The organism is Planctobacterium sp. AWH2_060 (genome assembly GCF_056158425.1).
Window position 1 is genome coordinate 3,464,242 of sequence record NZ_JBSWTG010000001.1, and the last position, 18,332, is coordinate 3,482,573.

15 protein-coding genes are annotated in these 18,332 nt (G+C 47.0%); 6 read left to right on the forward strand and 9 right to left on the reverse strand.

What is annotated here, in order from left to right:
- On the reverse strand, positions 1-681 hold the full coding sequence (locus ACXAD8_RS14770) for a DUF3299 domain-containing protein (RefSeq protein WP_475230149.1): 681 nt from the start codon (positions 679-681) through the stop codon (positions 1-3).
- 117 nt (positions 682-798) lie between these two features.
- Between ACXAD8_RS14770 and ACXAD8_RS14775 the strand changes: the two genes are divergently transcribed.
- The 4 genes from ACXAD8_RS14775 (at position 799) to ACXAD8_RS14790 (ending at position 4,616) form a co-directional block, all read left to right on the forward strand.
- The gene (locus tag ACXAD8_RS14775) at positions 799-1,857 is read left to right on the forward strand and encodes a CobW family GTP-binding protein (protein WP_475230152.1); all 1,059 of its coding nucleotides are present in this window, start codon (positions 799-801) and stop codon (positions 1,855-1,857) included.
- 6 nt (positions 1,858-1,863) lie between these two features.
- Positions 1,864-2,571: an ABC transporter ATP-binding protein gene (locus ACXAD8_RS14780; RefSeq protein ID WP_475230155.1), complete on the forward strand. Its 708-nt coding sequence runs from the start codon at positions 1,864-1,866 to the stop codon at positions 2,569-2,571.
- A complete protein-coding gene (locus ACXAD8_RS14785) occupies positions 2,568-3,812 on the forward strand; it encodes an ABC transporter permease (protein ID WP_475230158.1) in 1,245 nt (414 codons plus the stop codon). Before ACXAD8_RS14780 ends, ACXAD8_RS14785 begins: the two co-directional genes overlap by 4 nt.
- Before the next feature lie 81 nt (positions 3,813-3,893).
- Positions 3,894-4,616: a hypothetical protein gene (locus ACXAD8_RS14790; protein WP_475230161.1), complete on the forward strand. Its 723-nt coding sequence runs from the start codon at positions 3,894-3,896 to the stop codon at positions 4,614-4,616.
- A 3-nt stretch (positions 4,617-4,619) separates the two neighbouring features.
- Here ACXAD8_RS14790 and ACXAD8_RS14795 read toward each other — a convergent pair whose 3' ends face one another.
- Entirely contained in the window at positions 4,620-4,892 is a 273-nt protein-coding gene (locus ACXAD8_RS14795; protein ID WP_475230163.1) for a TMEM165/GDT1 family protein, read from the reverse strand.
- Between the two features lie 15 nt (positions 4,893-4,907).
- On the reverse strand, positions 4,908-6,269 hold the full coding sequence (gene dcm / locus ACXAD8_RS14800; protein WP_475230166.1) for a DNA (cytosine-5-)-methyltransferase: 1,362 nt from the start codon (positions 6,267-6,269) through the stop codon (positions 4,908-4,910).
- Positions 6,270-6,679: 410 nt separating this feature from the next.
- Here dcm and ACXAD8_RS14805 point away from each other — a divergent pair, with 410 nt between their 5' ends.
- Together ACXAD8_RS14805 and ACXAD8_RS14810 are read left to right on the forward strand one after the other, a co-directional pair.
- Positions 6,680-7,789: a murein transglycosylase domain-containing protein gene (locus ACXAD8_RS14805; RefSeq protein ID WP_475230169.1), complete on the forward strand. Its 1,110-nt coding sequence runs from the start codon at positions 6,680-6,682 to the stop codon at positions 7,787-7,789.
- Positions 7,790-7,945: 156 nt separating this feature from the next.
- Positions 7,946-8,374, forward strand: a complete 429-nt coding sequence (locus tag ACXAD8_RS14810) for a hypothetical protein (protein WP_475230172.1) — start codon at positions 7,946-7,948, stop codon at positions 8,372-8,374.
- A gap of 114 nt (positions 8,375-8,488) precedes the next feature.
- On the opposite strand, the gene ACXAD8_RS14815 is transcribed toward ACXAD8_RS14810, so the two are convergent.
- From ACXAD8_RS14815 to trpS, 6 genes are all read right to left on the reverse strand, one after another.
- On the reverse strand, positions 8,489-11,572 hold the full coding sequence (locus tag ACXAD8_RS14815; RefSeq protein ID WP_475230175.1) for an efflux RND transporter permease subunit: 3,084 nt from the start codon (positions 11,570-11,572) through the stop codon (positions 8,489-8,491).
- Complete coding sequence (locus ACXAD8_RS14820) at positions 11,569-12,645, reverse strand: efflux RND transporter periplasmic adaptor subunit (protein WP_475230178.1); 1,077 nt, start codon at positions 12,643-12,645, stop codon at positions 11,569-11,571. Before ACXAD8_RS14820 ends, ACXAD8_RS14815 begins: the two co-directional genes overlap by 4 nt.
- A 171-nt stretch (positions 12,646-12,816) precedes the next feature.
- Entirely contained in the window at positions 12,817-13,416 is a 600-nt protein-coding gene (locus ACXAD8_RS14825) for a hypothetical protein (RefSeq protein WP_475230180.1), read from the reverse strand.
- 221 nt (positions 13,417-13,637) lie between these two features.
- Positions 13,638-13,976 carry a PAS domain-containing protein gene (locus ACXAD8_RS14830; protein ID WP_475230183.1) on the reverse strand — a complete coding sequence of 113 codons (339 nt, stop codon included), beginning with the start codon at positions 13,974-13,976 and terminating at the stop codon, positions 13,638-13,640.
- Between the two features lie 222 nt (positions 13,977-14,198).
- A complete protein-coding gene (locus ACXAD8_RS14835) occupies positions 14,199-16,610 on the reverse strand; it encodes an aerolysin family beta-barrel pore-forming toxin (RefSeq protein WP_475230186.1) in 2,412 nt (803 codons plus the stop codon).
- Positions 16,611-17,241: 631 nt separating this feature from the next.
- Entirely contained in the window at positions 17,242-18,273 is a 1,032-nt protein-coding gene (gene trpS / locus ACXAD8_RS14840; RefSeq protein WP_475230189.1) for a tryptophan--tRNA ligase, read from the reverse strand.
- Positions 18,274-18,332: the final 59 nt, after the last annotated feature.

Sequence of the window (18,332 nt, forward strand, 5' to 3'; positions counted from 1 at the left end):
TCAATGTTCTCTGGCATCATCAGCCTGTTTAGCATAATGATTAATTGTCACAACTTCCATACTCCAGGCTGAAGTTCCCAGCGGATCTTCAAATAATTCCGCAGTCAACGTTCCGCTGAACAGGTAAGGCTTGTCTATGGCGGGCAGCGGCATATACCCGGGCAATTGCACATAAAACATTTGATTCGGCGGCGGTGGCGGATAATGCAAACAGGCACCAAAATAAGGTACCACAAAAAAGCTTTTAACCTGCTGCCCTTCTACTTCCAGCGGCACCAGAAAACCAGGAATACTGACATCCCGCTGGTGCATAGTGCTATTGATTTGATAACCATCCAAACCCTGCCAGGTTTGCGCTTTTAATACAGAAGCCAATAATTGCTGCTCTTGATTCATGGTTGCCTGGTCAGACTGCCCAGTATTCATCAGCGCTGACGTTTTGCGCTGCAAATCCGCAAGCAATTGTTTATCTTGTTCACCCATTAAATCCTGCCATCCAATAGCGTCAACTTGTAGAACCTTGTCTGCACTGTATAAAGAACCTGAAGTGTGGAAGCCTTGCCAGGGTTTAAGCACAGCCACAGCGTAACCCAGCAAGGCAAATAGGGTAACCACCAGAAGCCATATCAGCCACTGATTCTTACCCTGATAAAACGAAGGATATTGCGAGTGTTGCGACATAGTAAAAATTTGTGTTCGGTTTTACTTAGAACCAGGTCATTGGATTAGTTAGCGGCTATTGTTAAAGCAGCCGTTACAATATAACATTACTGCAAACTTCACAATCTCACTGACGCTGTGACCAAAAGAATCGCATCCCCTATTCCCACTCACCTTGTTACCGGCTTTTTAGGTGCCGGTAAAACGACACTGATAAAACACCTTCTGCAACAAAAACCCGCAGATGAACGCTGGGCTATTTTGGTCAACGAGTTCGGTGAAATTGGCATTGATGGGCAATTGTTAACTGGTCCTCAGGATAAGCAAAATCAGGTTTTTATCAAGGAAGTTCCAGGTGGTTGTATGTGCTGTACCTCCGGTTTGCCAATGCAAATCGCACTGGCGCAACTACTCAGCAGGAGCAAACCAGACAGATTGTTTATTGAGCCCACTGGCTTGGGGCATCCCAATGAAGTGATCGCTGAGCTTCAGATGCAATACAACCAGGGCATTATCGAATTAAAAGCGGTAATGACCTTGTTCGATGCGCGCAAACTCATACAAAGTCGTTACAACAATCATAAAATCTTTCGAGAGCAACTGGAAATTGCCGACTTATTGGTGGCCACCAAAGCGGACCTCTATTCCGACGAGGATAAAGTCTACATGCAAGATACCCTGGCACAGTTGGGGCTGCAGGATAAGAAACTGCTTTTGGCCACCAACGGCGAACTGCCACTGACGATCCTGGAAGAACTTCGCAACAGCACAGATGCAACTCAGGATGATCATCATCATCACCATCATCACGCTGAGCCGCCAGCGAGTCCGGAGTGGCAATCACAACTGGAACAAGATGGCTGTGCCTACACTAAGCAATCCCGTTCCGGTTTTGTCACCGAAGGCTGGATCTACGACAGCAGCCATATCTTTGATTTTACGCAGATATTCACCATGCTGAATGCCATCAACCCAGAGCGTTTAAAAGGCGTTTTTATCACTGAACGCGGCATATTTGGCTTTAACAAAGCCGATGGTATTTTAAGTTGTGTCGAACTGGATGAAAGCGAAGACTCTCGGTTAGAAATCATCTACCCGGATAACAGCACAAAGCAGTCCACTGAGGGTGACAAGGATGAGGCAGTGTGGCAATCTCCCACTGACATAAATAAAGCCATAAAAACCCGTTTAAACTAACCAGTAATGACTCAACAAGAAAGCGATATCCTGCTGCAAATCAGTGATCTGACTTTTCGCTATAACTCAGCGGATAAGTCGGATTTGCTGGCAATTCCACAATGGCAGATGAAAACCGGCCAAAGACTCTTTTTATACGGGCCTTCAGGCAGTGGCAAAAGTACGCTACTCAATTTATTAGCAGGCACCCTCAAACCGGTATCGGGCAGTATCGAAATTCTGGGGAACGACATCACCCGCCTTTCGGCACGCAAGCGCGACAAATTTCGGGCAAAGAATATCGGCGTGGTGTTTCAGCAGTTCAACCTCATCCCTTATCTGACGGTGGAGCAAAATATCGCGACGGCCGCCTGGTTAGCGGGCAACAGCAATGGCAACCTGCCGCAGTTGATTGCACAGACTGTCACCCAATTACAGCTACCTGCAGAGCTACTTAAGCAACAGGCATCGCAACTGAGCGTAGGTCAGCAACAGCGGGTGGCCATCGCCCGCGCATTGATCAATCATCCCAAACTCATGATAGTGGACGAGCCTACCTCGGCACTGGACTCTGACGCCAGAGACAGCTTTATGCAACTATTACTAAAGGTTTGTGACCAGGAAAACAGTACCTTAATTTTTGTCAGTCACGATCAAAGTCTCAGCCAGTATTTTGAGCACAAACAGTCTTTGGCCAGCATTAATCAGGCTTACTCTCAAAAGGTGCAGTTATGATTTTCAGCATCGCCACCGGCAGCCTGAAAAGCCGAAAAAGCTCGGTGATCCTGACCATCATATCTCTGGTGGTAAGTATCAGTTTGCTACTGAGCGTAGAACACGTTCGCAAAGAAGCCAAAGACAGCTTTGGCCGCACCGTATCCGGTGTCGACCTGATAGTTGGGGCACGAACCGGACAGTTGAATCTGCTGCTCTATTCAGTATTTCGGGTAGGCAACGCCACCAACAATATTGACTGGGAAACCTTTCAGAAAATCCAAAGTGACGCCCAGGTAAAATGGGCTATTCCGGTATCGTTAGGCGACTCCCACAAAGGCTATCGGGTAATGGGCACCAGCACAGGCTATTTTGAACATTTCCGCTATGGTCAAAAGCAGCTACTTAGTTTTGACCAGGGCAACCCTTTTACCGGAATTCTGGAAACCGTGATCGGCGCTGAAGTGGCGCAGAAGCTGGGCTATCAATTGGGCGATAAAATCACCCTTTCCCATGGTGTCGGAGGGGTCAGTTTCAGCAATCACGACAACGCTCCTTTTGTAGTTACCGGCATTTTGTCTGCGACGGGTACACCGGTGGATCAAACCGTTCACGTCAGCCTTGAATCTTTAGAATTAGTGCATTTACCCGCGGGGCGCGTCGCGCAATATGTCACAGATCCAGAAGCAGCACTGCAACAAAACCCATTACAACCCAAGAGCATAACCGCCTTCTTTTTAGGCCTGAATTCCAAGTTCGCCACTTTTGGCGTGCAGCGCAGTATTAACAATTATCGCACAGAGCCATTGCTGGCCATTTTGCCCGGTGTGGCATTGGCAGAGCTTTGGCAAATGTTGGGCACAGTGGAAAACCTGCTGCGCTTTATTTCAGCGCTCATTTTAATTTCATCCCTGTTTGGCCTGGCCACTATGCTGCTGGCCTCCATGCGGGAGCGTCATCGGGAAATTGCCGTACTCAGAGCCATTGGTGCGGGTCCGGGATTACTATTTCTACTGATCCAGGCGGAAGCCATTTTAGTGTCTGCAATATCCACTTTGTTGGCGCTGCTTTTAGTCTGGTTTACCTTACTGCTCTCCAATGACTGGTTAAGCGCTCATTACGGCTTGTTTATCAGTACTGATTTGTTCACTCAGGATGCTTTATGGATTGCCGCTCTGGTGATTATTGCCACCAGCCTGGTGGCCTGTATCCCGGCGATTGGTGCTTACCGACGAGGCTTACACTCAGGTTTAAATCAGTAATCTTAGTCCTGAATCGGACAAAAAAACTGGCAATTTCGGCTCACTGTACGACAATTTCACAATGCATTGTTGGGGGTGTCTGTGAGTAAGCTGCTGCTTTTGTTATTGCCAATTTCTTTGTTTTGCCAGGCGCAACAACTCATTGTGGCCACCGACCTTTGGGATAAATACACCTCCAGGCAAAGCGATGGCCTTTATGAAGAACTACTCAGACAGGTATTTCCTGATTTTAATGTAAGCTTTGTATACGCCGACTATGCCCGAACTAAAGCTATGGTGGTGAATGGTAGTGCCGATATGTGGCTGGGAGCCTATAAAAATGAAGAGAGTTATATCGATACACCAGAAGAAGCCATGGACGCTGACTTTATTTACGCCATTTATTTAACAGCTCATTATCCAACCCAAACGCCAGATTATTACGATGCCCCAGCCGCCTGGTTAACCGATTATCTTTATGACAGGTACTTCCCACAATATCGGTTGCAGGGCTATGAAGTCAATGACGCCACCACCGCTTTCAGGTTGTTAAAAGCGGGTAAAGTACATTTTATTTTAGGAGATAATTCCGAGATTCTGGAGCTGATGTTGGCAGAAAACATTGAAAATAGTGGATATAGCTGGGTCAAGTTTGGCGACCTGACTTTATATCCAGCATTTAGTAAACAAAATACATACTCTGTGCAGTTAATCGAAATCTGGGATCAGGAACTAAAGCATCTCAAGCAAACAGGGCAACTGGAGGCTTTATTTGAAAAGCATGGAGTCCTGTCAGAATACCCATTTAAACCAACAAGACAGTAAATATCAGGCTCTGTATAGGGTATATAAGCCAATTAAAACAAAGCCTACACCTGCGATGTATTGTAAGTGTTTAGGGTTTATATATTGACTCAACAAGTCACCAGCTAACACACCTATCGCTGACACTAAAACCAAAGCAGAAGCCGCAGCCAAAAACACAGTGAGTTTACTGACCTGCTTATCGGCAGCAAACAGCATGGTTGCTACCTGAGACTTATCACCCAGCTCCATAACAACGATAGAGGCAAAAATAGTAAAAAAGATTTTCCAGTCCATTTATGTCCCCAAAAGCTAAGCGACTGATTGCATACTAATATTAGCAGCCACTTGCTTAATCCGGGACTCCATTAGTCTCGCAATGGCCGCAAAAACCGGCACTACCACAGAGTTACCAAATTGCTTGTAGGCCTGAGTATCCGACACCGGGATCCTGAAGCTATTGCAACCAGAGGCTGAAAAGCCCATCAATCGGGCGCATTCTAGCGGCGTTAATCGACGTGGGCGAGTATTACCGTTGAGCTGTGACTCAAACGGCTTGTTCAGATCCCAACCTCTGTCCACCAATATTTCCGAACCGTCCTTGTAATACCGGGCCGACAGAGTTCTGGCTACACTGTTCTCATTGACCAGACCAAAGCCAAACCCGTTGCCTTTGGCCTTGTGTTTTTGCGCGTACCGATACAGGTATTCCCATAGCTTAGGGGTCAGTATGTATTTACTATCAACCTCTTTATCCAGAAGCTGCCCCAGGTTTATCGGCTCTGTAGGAAAGTGCTGCGCTATATGACTTAAACTAAAATCCTTGTGCAAATTTAAATCTTTTCGAAAGCCAACCAGTACAATCCTCTCCCGGTGTTGCGGCAAGAAATGTCTGGCATCAATGATCTTAGGATCCCTGCCCTCAAATTCCTTGTCGGCCACTTCATAACCCAACTCATCCAGCGTCTGTAGAATAATTTTAAAGGTTTTACCTTTATCGTGACTCTTAAGGTTTTTTACATTTTCCAGCACAAAGGCTGCAGGTTGTTTGGCCGCAATAATTCTGGCTACATCGAAAAACAAGGTTCCCTGGGTCTGACACTCAAAACCATGTGCCCTGCCCAGCGCATTCTTTTTCGACACGCCAGCCAGCGAAAAAGGCTGACAAGGAAATCCCGCCAACAACACATCGTGATCGGGAACATGAGCAGCAATATGTCGATAGGCTTGCTGCTCACTGACGTCCTCTTGTTGAGACAAGGTCACAGAACGGATATCGTCATTAAAAATATGTTGCTCAGGATCGCAATGGTAATTTGCCTTGTAAGTGCGTTGTGCAAACTTGTTCCATTCGCTAGTAAAAACGCACAGACCGCCAATATCCTCAAACCCTTTTCGAATGCCGCCAATTCCAGCAAAGAGATCAACAAACCTGAATTGAGCATTTTGCGCCGTCACTTTGGCTTGCGGTAACAAGTCCTGCAGGTGTAAATATTCATGATGTGTCAGGGTTGGATTGGCTTTGCCTTTTAACCAACGATTCAGGGTTTCTCTGGCCCATTTTCCTGGTGAATATTGATTGAGGTACTGGGCCAGCTGTTTCTGATCGTAACTTTCCAGTAATTTATTGATGAGCGCGATATCACTCAATTGATTTGATGTCGTGGAAGACAATGGCAAAACCTTGATGTGTCAAATGAGTGACGAACTATCACACATAATGAGGCATTTTTCCATGACGAATCATCTACATATAAATGCGCTGTCTGTACGATGAAAAAACCACTTGATCTTATTGTGATGTTATAACATTATTGACCATATCAGTTAACACACTGAATCACCAGATAGAGGTGGTGTTTTGGTGTAATAGTGACCGATAAAAGTTCCTTCTTATCTGTCGGGTCATGTTAATTGGTATGTCAAGGTTTCTCATGTTGGGTATGAGGAAGCAGAAAGGCGTCAGATTTTCGCATTTGATCTGACGCCTTTTTTATTGCTCTAATAGCATCAAAATTAAAACACTTCCGATAAGCATGTCACACTTTACTCGCTCAGCTATATTTTGTTGTCTCCTGTTGCTAATGGGATCATGCACCCACACCGACAGAGTGATGTTGGCTCGGGCGGCTAAATCCGGTGATGCCGGTCAAATTGTCGAATCCTTCGCGAAACAAAAAGCGCAGCAGTATCAAAACAACCCAGGTGCATTGCTTTACGATTTAAAGAATCTCAAGGAATTGCTGGCCGCCCTCAAAGACAACGCCAAAGACAAGTGGGGAGAGCAGAACAGCGACCTGCCGGACAATGATACCTATGTAAAATACACTCAGGATTATCAGGCAAAAGCGGTGGTGGATTTTGCTCTGGGTCAGGTAAGGGTGGAAACCATCAATGCTGAAGATTATAAAACTCAGCTCAGAGAAGCCATCATCACCACTTTGTTAACCACCGCAGACCCGAATTCCACCGATATCTTCAGCGCCGAAACACCAGAGTTTAACGGTGAACCATTTTTGTATGGTCAGGTATTGGATCAGGATGGCGTCGCGGTACGCTTTCAGTGGCGAGCCGGCAGGTTTGCCGAGTACCTGATGGCAACACAACTCAAAACCTACAATTCAGAATCGGGCATAGCCCATTCGGTAAACTTTCCGCTGGTGAATAATCATCACGAATTGCGCAAAAAGCAATATTCCCAATACGTACTGGCCTCTTCAGTACGCTATCAGGTGTCTGCCAGCCTTATCTACGCCATCATCGAAGCCGAAAGCAGCTTCAACCCATTTGCCGTAAGCGCTTCGAACGCTTACGGTTTAATGCAGATAATCCCCGCTTCGGCTGGTAAGGACGTGTACCAACGCATTAAAGGCCGCAACGACCAGCCCACCCAATCAGTACTGTTTCGTCCCCAGGACAACATCGACATAGGCACAGCTTACCTACATATCCTGGACGATATTTATCTGAAAAACATTCGCCAATCACAAAGCCGTGAATACGCGACGATTTCAGCTTACAACGGTGGTGCAGGCAATGTGTTTAAGACTTTTAGCAGCAACCGGGAACGGGCCATCCAGACAATCAATCAACTCAGTGCCACACAGGTTTACGACAAGTTGCGCAACCAGCATCCACGCTCGGAAAGTCGTCGCTACTTAGAGAAGGTGCTGAATTTTAAACAGCAGTATTAATCCGCTTTAAACATCATCAAGCCTTACCCTTTTTGGTACTCATTGACACGATTATAAAGAGCAGTTAATTTACCCAGAAATAATGTAACACCCTTCACTTTGACCTGTTACAAAACCAAAAAGGAAGTTGCTGTTATTAAAACTATTGTTGTTACCATGGCTTTATTTTTCCTGGCAGGCTGCCAATGGCGCCCCAGTTATGACGATATGGTGCAGCACTTTGAAACGCATCGACAAGCATTTAATGAAATTGCCCAGTTGGGCTGCGAAATAGGTGCCCGGGAAAAATTACGCACAAGCACAGAAGAGCTTGCCTATCCGAATTTAAAAGCCTTACTGCAAACGATTGAATCCGATGCTATTTCCTATAAAGAGCAGGAGGGACGCTGTACACTGGTAGTTCAATATTACGCAGTGGGATTTTCGGGTGGCGCTTGGGTACAAAAATACGCTTACAACCTGCCATACCCCAAACCTTATGATGAAGTCTTCCACACGCCCGATGCGATAAGGGAGCGTAAACAGGGGGCAGCCTTTGATATGTTTTTGGGGGATGGTTGGTATTTTTCGCTGCGGTCAAACTAATACCAAAATGCACTTCTTCGCAAAGTTATCGAAAGCGACAATTGGTATTTTTCTTTTCGTTATAGTTAAGGCAGGAAATGGCTCATCTGAAAACTTCAGATGAGCCAATTATTATTAAGATGCAGTCGCAGGTTCCCCTTCGGCAACGTCCTGTTGCTGTGCTTTGCTCTGACCCAGTTGCAGTAAGCTGGGCAGGAATATCAAAGTAAAGAAGGTACTAACACTCATACCGCCAACGATTACAGCAGCGATACCGCGATACAGCTCGGCACCTGCTCCTGGAATAAGCAGCAGTGGCAACATGCCAAACAAACTAGTGAGGGTACTCATCAGTATGGGACGCAACCGCAACCTGACGGCTTGTTCCACGGCATCAATTCTGGATTTGCCTTCCAGTTCTGCCATGCGGGTTTGATATACCAACAAGATGGCGTTATTTACCACCAGACCCAACAAGATGATAAAGCCAATCATGGTAAGCAAATCCAACGGCTGGAAGCCGGTGAGCAGGTCTGTTAAACGCAAAGAGGCAATGCCGCCCACCGTCGCCAGAGGAATGGTTGCTACCACCAGCAGACTGTCTTTAAAGGAGCGGAACAACGCCGACATCAACAGGTACAAAATAATCAGTGCTAACAAAAAGCTCTGACTCATGTTGGTAATGGCTTCGGTGAGCGCTTCTGCGGTACCGCGATAAGTTACAGCGCCTTCATCCCCTAACAGTGCCAAAACCCTGTTATTCACCGTTGCTTTCAGGGTGCTAATCGCCTCCTCCAGCGAGAGATTATCCGGCGGGGTCACCTGCAAGGTGATGGTGCGCTTTCTGTCTACCCGACGAATTTGTCCCGGACCTGCTGTGCGGGCCACTTCTGCCAGCGCACTGACGGGCTGAACACCACCATCTGGCGTATACAAGGGCATAGACTCCAGTTCTTCCGGCGTGTGCCATTCTTCCGCTCGTAAGATTACGTCCAGGCGTTTTTGACCATCGAAGTAATCCCCCACGTATAATCCGTTACCCAGCGAACGGCTGATTTGCGACATTTCTTTGCGGGTCCAGCCAGATTCCGCCAGCTTGCGCTCATAAGGTAACAAGCGCAGTTCCGGCTCAGCCATATTCAACCCCGGAACAGGTTGAGCTTGTGCCCCAGGTAACGCCTCCATAACAGCACCAAAACCCACGCGTGCCGCATTGAGCAATTGCTCTTCATCGTTGGCCTGAATATCGATATCGATACGACGACCACCACCTAAGCCCTGAAAAATCTGAGATTGCTGAGCAAAAGCAATTGTATCTGGAAAGCCTGATAAGATTTCTGAATTCAGAATGCCCAACAGCTCCTGAATGTCATCGGCGTCTTCGGCACGACCGCCCATAAAACCAAAAGTGCCAAAAATTCCCAACCAGTCGTGGGCCACTTTGGGCTGCTTTTCACCAGTCAGATAAGGCTCCATGCGCTGATTGATGACATCGATCATTTCGTGCTTACCGGCTTCAATACTCAAGCCCGGAGGCGGCAGCATAAAAGCACCAAACTGGTTTTCGTTGCCTTTGGGTAAGTAATCCATTTTGGGGAACAACAGATAGCTGGCCAAAATAGCAAAGCCAAACAAACCAAACACCCAGGCAAAGCGTTTTTTGTTGCTGCCGGTAATGCGCATAATGCCGCGGGTGATGTTGTCCCACCAATGATCGTGAGGATCTTCAGAATTGATGGTTTTTAACAGTCGCGTTGATGCCGTCGGGATAACCGACACCGCCACCAGCAAGGAAGCCACCACGGCAACCGATATCGCAATGGCCAGATCGGCAAACAGTTGCCCGGCTACATCTTCCAAAAAGGCGATGGGCAAAAAGATGGCCACAGTGGTAGTGGTGGAGGCCAGCAACGCCCCCCATACCTGCGTGGTGCCCTTAAAGGCAGCATCAGAGGTTTTGGCCCCGTGCTCCCGCATTCGCACTATGTTTTCCAACACCACGATAGCGGCATCCAGTACCATGCCAACGGCGAAGGCCAGACCCGCCATAGAAATAATGTTCAGACTGCGGCCCATCAGATCCAACGCAACAAAGGTAACCGTCAGAGAAATGGGAATAGATAGTGCCACCGCTAACGTGGCTTTAAACTTACGTAGGAACCACCACAGAATAGACACCGCCAGAATAAAACCCAGCAACAGGTTATTACGCACCAATGCCATGGAGTCTTCAATGTAGATGGTTTGGTCGTACATCTGGATCAACTCCAGACCAGCACGAGCTAATGGTCCTTCGTTCAGCTCTTTGACCACCTGCTTCAGACCTTCATCCACTTCCATGACATTAACGCCCACTTCTGCCTGAGCATTCATGGCAATGGCGGGCACCCCGTCTAGGGTCAGCACCCCAAAGCGTTCGCCTAAAACAGCATCCACGCGAGCCACATCTCGCAACAGAATAGGGGTATCACCGCGCCATTCCAGGATCATGCTTTCCAGATCGGGAATGTCGTATTTGCCGTCGAATCGCAGTGTGTATTTGCGTCGGCCAACGTTTTTAAAGCCGCCTGAAGAGTCGGTATTACCGCCCACTTTAGCGGCGATTTCGGGGATGTTCAGGCCTAAAGCCGCCACTTTGTAGGGGTCGAAAGTCACACGCACCTCAGTGGGCAAGCCACCAAAAGCATTGGTTTGAGACACACCCTGCACCCGTTCTAAACGGGACTGAATAACGTCTTCCACAAAATCCTGATAGCTTTCAATAGGTCTGTCGTTACCGGGCAAAGTGTGTAAGCCAAACCAGGCAATGGCATCAAACACCGAATCACCGCCCACCGCCAGGATAGGCTCATTGGCATCCGGCGGATAAAAGGGCACCTGATTCAAAGCATTCATCACGTCAATTAAAGCGCGATTCAGGTCGGTACCGGTTTTATAACGCAACACTATCGAACCATTGCCCTGAGAGGCATTGGACTCCATAGTCACCACCCCCTGAAGACTCTTTAATACATCTTCCTGAGGTTCGATGATCTCTGATTCTATTTCTTCCGGCGCAGAGGCGCGCCAACTGGTGTTTATAACGATCTGAGGCTGTTCTACGTCCGGTGTTAACTGTATGGGCAAGCGCGTCAGGCTTAACACCCCAAATAACAGGACTAACAGAATTCCTACAACTACCGCTGTGGGGTTACTTAAAGAGGCTGCTGTTAATTTCATTGGCTAATCAGGCTCGCATTATTATCGCGGATCATCACCTGCTGACCCGGTTGCAGACGTTCCGCTCCCCGAATGACGATTTTATCCCCTTCCTTGATATCGCCGCTGACCTCAATCCACCGCTCAGTAGCAATGCCGGTTTGCACCATCACCTGTTCCGCTTTATTTTCGGCATCGATGCGAAACACTCTGGCGCCATCACGACGCAAAACCAGCGCATCACGATGCACTGCTAATACTTCTTTTTCAGCACCAGACGGCACTTTTGCAGTGACATCCAGACCCACTGGCCAATTGTCTTCCAGTACTTCCGCCCGGATTTCTACCAGGCGAGTGCGGTTATCTGCCACGGGCACAGCTGTACGAACCGTTGCCTGACCGCTACCCACAGACGAGCTGAAGCTGATGGTTTTACCTGGAGTGACATAAGCCAGTGACGCGACTGGAACACGAGCGCTGACTTCCAACTGGGTTATTTGCACCAGACGCACCACCGCAGTACCAGGTGCCACTAACTCACCCACATCCGCCAGACGTTCCATGATGATGCCATCAAACGGGGCTTGCATATTTTGATAGGATTGGCTCAGTTCAATCTGATCCAGCAAAGCTTTGTTTTCTTCCAGCTCTGCCTGAGCCTGATCTCGCGCAGCTAATGTTCTGTCCAGCTCCGTTTTGGAACTTAAGTCTCTGGCAGCTAACGAGCGCAAACGAGTCACTTCGCTGTTCAGAAAAGTCAGATTGGCTTCCGAAGACTTAAGGCGAGCCATCTGCTCTGCATGACGAAATACCAGAGAGGGATCGCGGATTACGGCAAAGGTTTCACCAGCCGATACTTTGGAACCCACTTTCGCCACTTCGATAAGTTGCCCTGCTACTCGAGCCGCCACTTGTGAATCATTTTGACTGACAATAGCACCGGAAACCGAACTCAAGGGAGCCAGCATTCGCACCTGTGCCGCCTCCACATTAACCGGTGTAGGGCCAAACTGTGCGTATGAAACCATACTGGTTACGATGAGGCTGCTGGCTATAGTCAGCTTAGCTATAGCATTGACGATCGACTTCCTCACGCTGATTCTCCTTGTAAGTGCGTTTTGAAATTGGGATATGGCTAACGGTAATCTTAGTTCAGAAAGCGCATTCTACGACGCCAAAATAGCGATGTGAAAAGCAATCTGTAACCTGGTGTTACCAGGCTGTTAAGTATAGTAACGAATTACACTGACAGAAAACGACAGTAGTTATTGATTTTCATAGCCCCACGGCGCATCGGGCGCGGTTACAGGCTGGCTCAGGTCAAAGTCCACCTGAAAATCACGCGCTGCTCTGACCAGACGATAACTGAAGGTTTTGGGATAAATCAGCATTTGCCAGGTGTTATCCACTGAGGCTGGAATCCCCTGTGCCATGAAAAGTTGTTGCGAGTAAGGATCTGCCGGAAATGATTGCAATTGAGGCCAACCGGCATCCACCGTATGACCACCGTACATAGTGGTGGCGTGATAACTGCCATCTTCGTTGCGATGATCATGCTTCAACATAATACCCGCACCTGTGTTAGTTAAAATCCAGGTTCTGGAAGCATCGTCACCCACATGAAAAGGGATCTGAATTTCCTGCTCAGAGCATTTACGCACATGCATGATGAGTTCTTTTCCGGCAAAGCTATCGCCGTCGGTATCTTTGACTATTTTGCCGGCAAAGGCCTGACCGCATAAGGCCGAGAGATTTTGCCAAAAGGCCTGATGTTCAGATGCAGCCATTAAAGGTGCCGGAGCTGCAGAAGCCCACATAACATTGAAACAGGCGAGTGCTGAGATGAGTTTCCATATTGTTTTCATGATGTTCCTTTAGTACTGCTTTTTTACAGGTGGAAGTGTTCAATAAAACCGGGGGCCTGTAAACCCATTTCTGCATAGGAGTTTCTCAGAAAACCGGAGCCTGAAAAGCTCCGGCAGCTCTGACTATCAGTTATTCCCCCTTGGTGATTGAAGGGGTAAAAAAGCGTAGAAAACCGGGATGATAAGTGCTAAATAGCCCCCAAAGAGCACTTTTGCCAGTATTAGTTAGTGCTTTCTGGATTAGTGAAGATCACCACATAGTGCTCAGGCAGAGTTTCACTTTCTACTTCGGCGTAGACTTTAAAACGCTTGATGCCATTGCTCTTAGTCTGAATATCCACTTCCAGTGAGACATAGCTTTTGCCCTGCTCCAGTGCCTCCTGAAACAGCAACTCCCACTGAGCTTCAACAACTTTTTTATAAGCCGGGTCAGGGTAAGCCGTTTTCCACCAGGTGTTTTTATCGGGGATATCTTCAAGCGTATAACCCAATATCTCTTCAAAGCGCGGATTTACAAATACCACCGGGTGATTTAACGAATCCGTAAGCACTTTGCTCATTAACATAGGCTCCTGCGAACAGCTTAAATAATCTGCCATTTGTCTGACGCGATGCAGGGGATTGTTGTTCATTTTCCGGTTCAGAATTAGTTTCGTTACCCTAATCTTATCAGACTTTTGCTACTTGTGTTGTCCACTGAAAGTGAGCTTCACAGCTAAAACAAAAAACCACCTTGCAACTGTGAACAGGTTGCAAGGTGGCTGAGTCACAGCACAATCAGTTTACAAAGGCTGAGCTGCGCCAATGGTGGTTACATAGCTAACACCATCACTGTAAAATTGGCCGTTAACATTTCGGGTATGCTTGCGGGTCACGCCTGACATAGTGTTTTTAAGCGCATCAACGCCATAGGTGCCAAACATCCAGTTCCAGTCCCATTCATAGGCACGTTGCAAACTGTTCTTTTCGTTAAAAGATTCCACAATCGCATCCGGAGCGCTTTTATAAGGGGTAGAGTTCTGGCCAAACACGCCCAAATGATAAGGACGATCGGTGGGGTGGTTATTATGAGCATTACCGCTCCAGCGCAGGAAGTTCCAGAAAGTAGCGGTATATCCCAGGTTCACTTTTGCAGTGTAAGGAATGGTTACCTGTCCGGTGATTGCCGCCGTTGATACCGTCACTCTGCTGCGGGCTGGCACAGTAACACGGGTGACGATGGTTTCGTTTTGAGTAGTACAGTTGGACGTGGTGTCACTGAAAGCCTGCTCAAATGAAAGTCCGATGGTGACAGAAACTGACGCTTCGGTTACAGCACTTTTCCATTTTTTCTCACCCGTAACAGAAACACTCTGCCCGAAGGTAAATTGATCAGTACGAGACCAGCAATTTTGCTGTGCTACTGTCACCCTGAACTCCTGAACATCGTCCTGATAAGACTGATTCTCAAACGTAGCTGTTTTCACATTTTGCGATGTAGAAGACGGAGATATCACCGGGTCTCCCAAAGAAATAGTGGCAGCATCCATTTCCACTCGTAAATCCTTGATGCGGGTTTGCAGGGTTTCATTGCCGCGGTAACCATTGCCATGCGGGCTTTGAATCACATACTCATTATTCTGAGAATCAAACCAAATGCTAGGGTTGCTGCATCCCGCCCAGGCGTAGCCCAGATAGTTGGCAAAGTTTAACAATGGGCAATAAAACTCTGAGTCAAAAATCACATCCTCAAAAAAGTAGGTCCAGTTGTAGTTATCCAGATAATTACCATTGTGGGCTTTATCTGCCGCCGGGTTCAGAAAGTCATCACCAACATAACCAATGGTCAGATAGTTATCACTCCAGTAATTTTCGCCTGGTTCGTTGAAGCGCACCGAAGTAGGACCTTTTTTATTGGCCCAATCCCAGTGGATCACGTAATTAGAGTGGCGATCTACACATAGATAATTATCACCCCAGCTATGAGTACCTTCATATAACAGACTACAACGTTTACCGGTAATTGGACCCGCCATGCTGTATTGCAAACCGATTTCGTTGGCGGGTGCGGTAGTACAAAAATAGTTGTTACCCCAGACCGCCTGATTGTTAAGCGTTTCATTAATAGCGATACAGCTCATACCGGGGATCGCGCCATTGTTACTCCAGGCAAACAACTCTTGGTTAACCGTTGTGCGCTGATCTTCAGGCGCGTAGGTAAAGTTGTGGTGCATCATATGCCAGCGCTGGTTAGACAGGTTGTTGCAATTGTACATCTGAACATTAGCGCCATTGCTATTGTTAAAGGCATACAGATCGATGCACTGATTATGAGCCAGATCCCTGAGTTCGCCGTTGGCCAGATTCCAGCGTTGATTACCACCACCATGACAGCTGTACATATAGGCATTGCCATTATGAGCAGCAGCATCGATGCAATAATTGTTCATCAAGGAAGTAATCGAACCATCTGCTTGTTGAGTAAACAGCTGATTTATCGCTCCGTTACAATCCATCACGCGCAGATTATTGTCGGCCGGATTAACATCCAGACATCTGCCATTAAAACCACTGGCAAAACTGACGACGTTATTTTCATGGTTAATAACCAGCTCAAGCAGTTCCCAGGAGCAATTGAAGTCTAGCGGACAGCCCAGCGTTCCGGCTCTGGCGTCCAGACCACCACCGCCGCTGTTTTCAGCGCGAAAGTAATGACCATTACCGGTGCGCAGAGCAACTTTATCGCTAGCCACAATGGCACCACCACCATTGGGTTTCTCGATAATAAAGGTTTCCCAGGAGTAGGCCTGTGGCGCCACCGCAGAGACATCATGACCGCCATCTTGCCCGGCCTGAAAATAGTGACCATTGCCGGTGCGAATCGACACTGAATCGCCGCTGTTTAATACTCCACCATTGTGATCAATCAGGGTGAAACTCTCCCAGGGGCCAACGGCGGTGCGATTGGCATTTACCGCACCACCACCATCGCCTTCAGCAACAACATAATAATTATTGGAGGTTTTTAAATTGATTTGGTAATGCACTGCGGCACTGACGGTACCACTGACTGACAGTAATCCCAGGAACATCAGGCGAACCGGTGTCACACCAAAAATAGCGCGGCCATTTAAATTTAAGAGATTTACTAAACCATCCCGCAGGGCGGCAAAAATCTGCTGATTGCTCAACAACCGATGAAAATTCGTATTCATGTTTATTTGTCCTAACTGGTCTTTATTTAAGCGCTTAACAGCGCTGACTTTTCCGCATCCGCGACATGCATGAGTTAGCTAACGAATCTTCTAGGTTATCGACCCTGAATTGGCATATTTAGAAAAATTGAGTATTTTTTTACCCTTTATTTTTAGGTTGTTTATTTGACCTTTGATAAGTGATGGACTATGAAGTGCATTTAACTAAATGAACAAAAAGGTTAGTGTTTAAAGATAAAGCAATAGATTCGTTTACAGTTTCGGTTACGCCAGTATTTGTTCGGAGTGCTTAACCTAATCTCCCTTTACGCGCAATAAACTGCGACATCAGTTCAAACAACGATGAGAGCTATCAGGGATGATAGCTCAATCAATGCCCAGCACAGGGATGTGCTGTCATTGATGCTCATCGTTGTTCTGATGGCGAAGTTTATGCCTTTGCGCGTCAGGGGCTGCGGGGGATTCTTAAGGGGGGCGCAGCCCGGTCACCTTAAGGCGCAGTCGGCGCCCCGACAATGATTTCAATCAAATGACAAAGGTTTAATTAGACCGCGGCACCGAAAAAACCAACCTACAAGCAAACCCAAAATTGGAGCCTTGTAAATGGGTTGATTGTTTCAATATCGATAGTTTAAGACGTCGCCAAAATATTTAGCCCAAAGATATCTTTGATATCAAACAGTATTTTTTCCGTTTTATCTCTGGAGCGCTGACTCCCTTTCGCCAAAATATCAATCAGTTGAGCCTTGTCGTTTAAAAGCTCCGCTCTTTTTGCTCGTATCGGCCTGAGTAACTCCTGCAAACACTCGTCCAGTATTTTTTTCGTTGTACCATCACCAAGACCTCCGCGTTGATAGTGGTCTTTTAGTTGGCTGATATAGCCTTCATCAGGGTGAAAAGCATCAAGATAGGTAAACACAACATTTCCTTCTACTTTCCCTGGATCTTGCACCCTTAGGTGATTAGGGTCGGTATACATGGATTTTACCGCAGCGCTGATCTCTTTTTCAGAAGCCCCGAGATTTATGGCGTTGCCCAACGACTTCGACATTTTACTTTTACCATCTGTAGCAGGCAGACGCGGCGCATTACTCAATAAAGGCTTGCATTCATTCAGTACAATGCGCCCTGCTAGTGAATTGAGCTTTCTCACTATTTCATTAGTTTGTTCGAGCATTGGTAACTGGTCATCTCCTACAGGAACCAATGTCGCGTTGAAGCCAGTAATATCGGCAGCTTGAGATATTGGATAGGTTAAAAAGCCCGCAGGAATGGAGCGCTCAAACCCTTTGCTGTGTATCTCACTCTTAACCGTTGGATTACGCTCTAATCGACTGATTGTGACGAGATTGCTGTAGTACATAGTCAATTCAGCAAGTGCAGGAAGTTGTGATTGAAGGCAAATGGTTGTTTCAGAGGGATTAATACCCACAGCCAAATAGTCTGCCACCACATTGAGAATATTGGATGATACTTTTTTGGGGTTATGAGCGTTATCAGTAAGGCCTTGCATATCAGCAACCAGAATGGTTTGCTCATGAATTGCCTGTAATGCCACACGTTGCTTTAACGAACCGACATAATGGCCCAAATGCAATGGTCCTGTGGCTCTGTCACCGGTTAATATAATTTCTGATTTTTCAGCAAGTTGCTTTGTGTTCATGGGAATCTCCAGGTTAGAACAGATCACTACTGGAGATATAAAAGCAATTACAGTCTTAG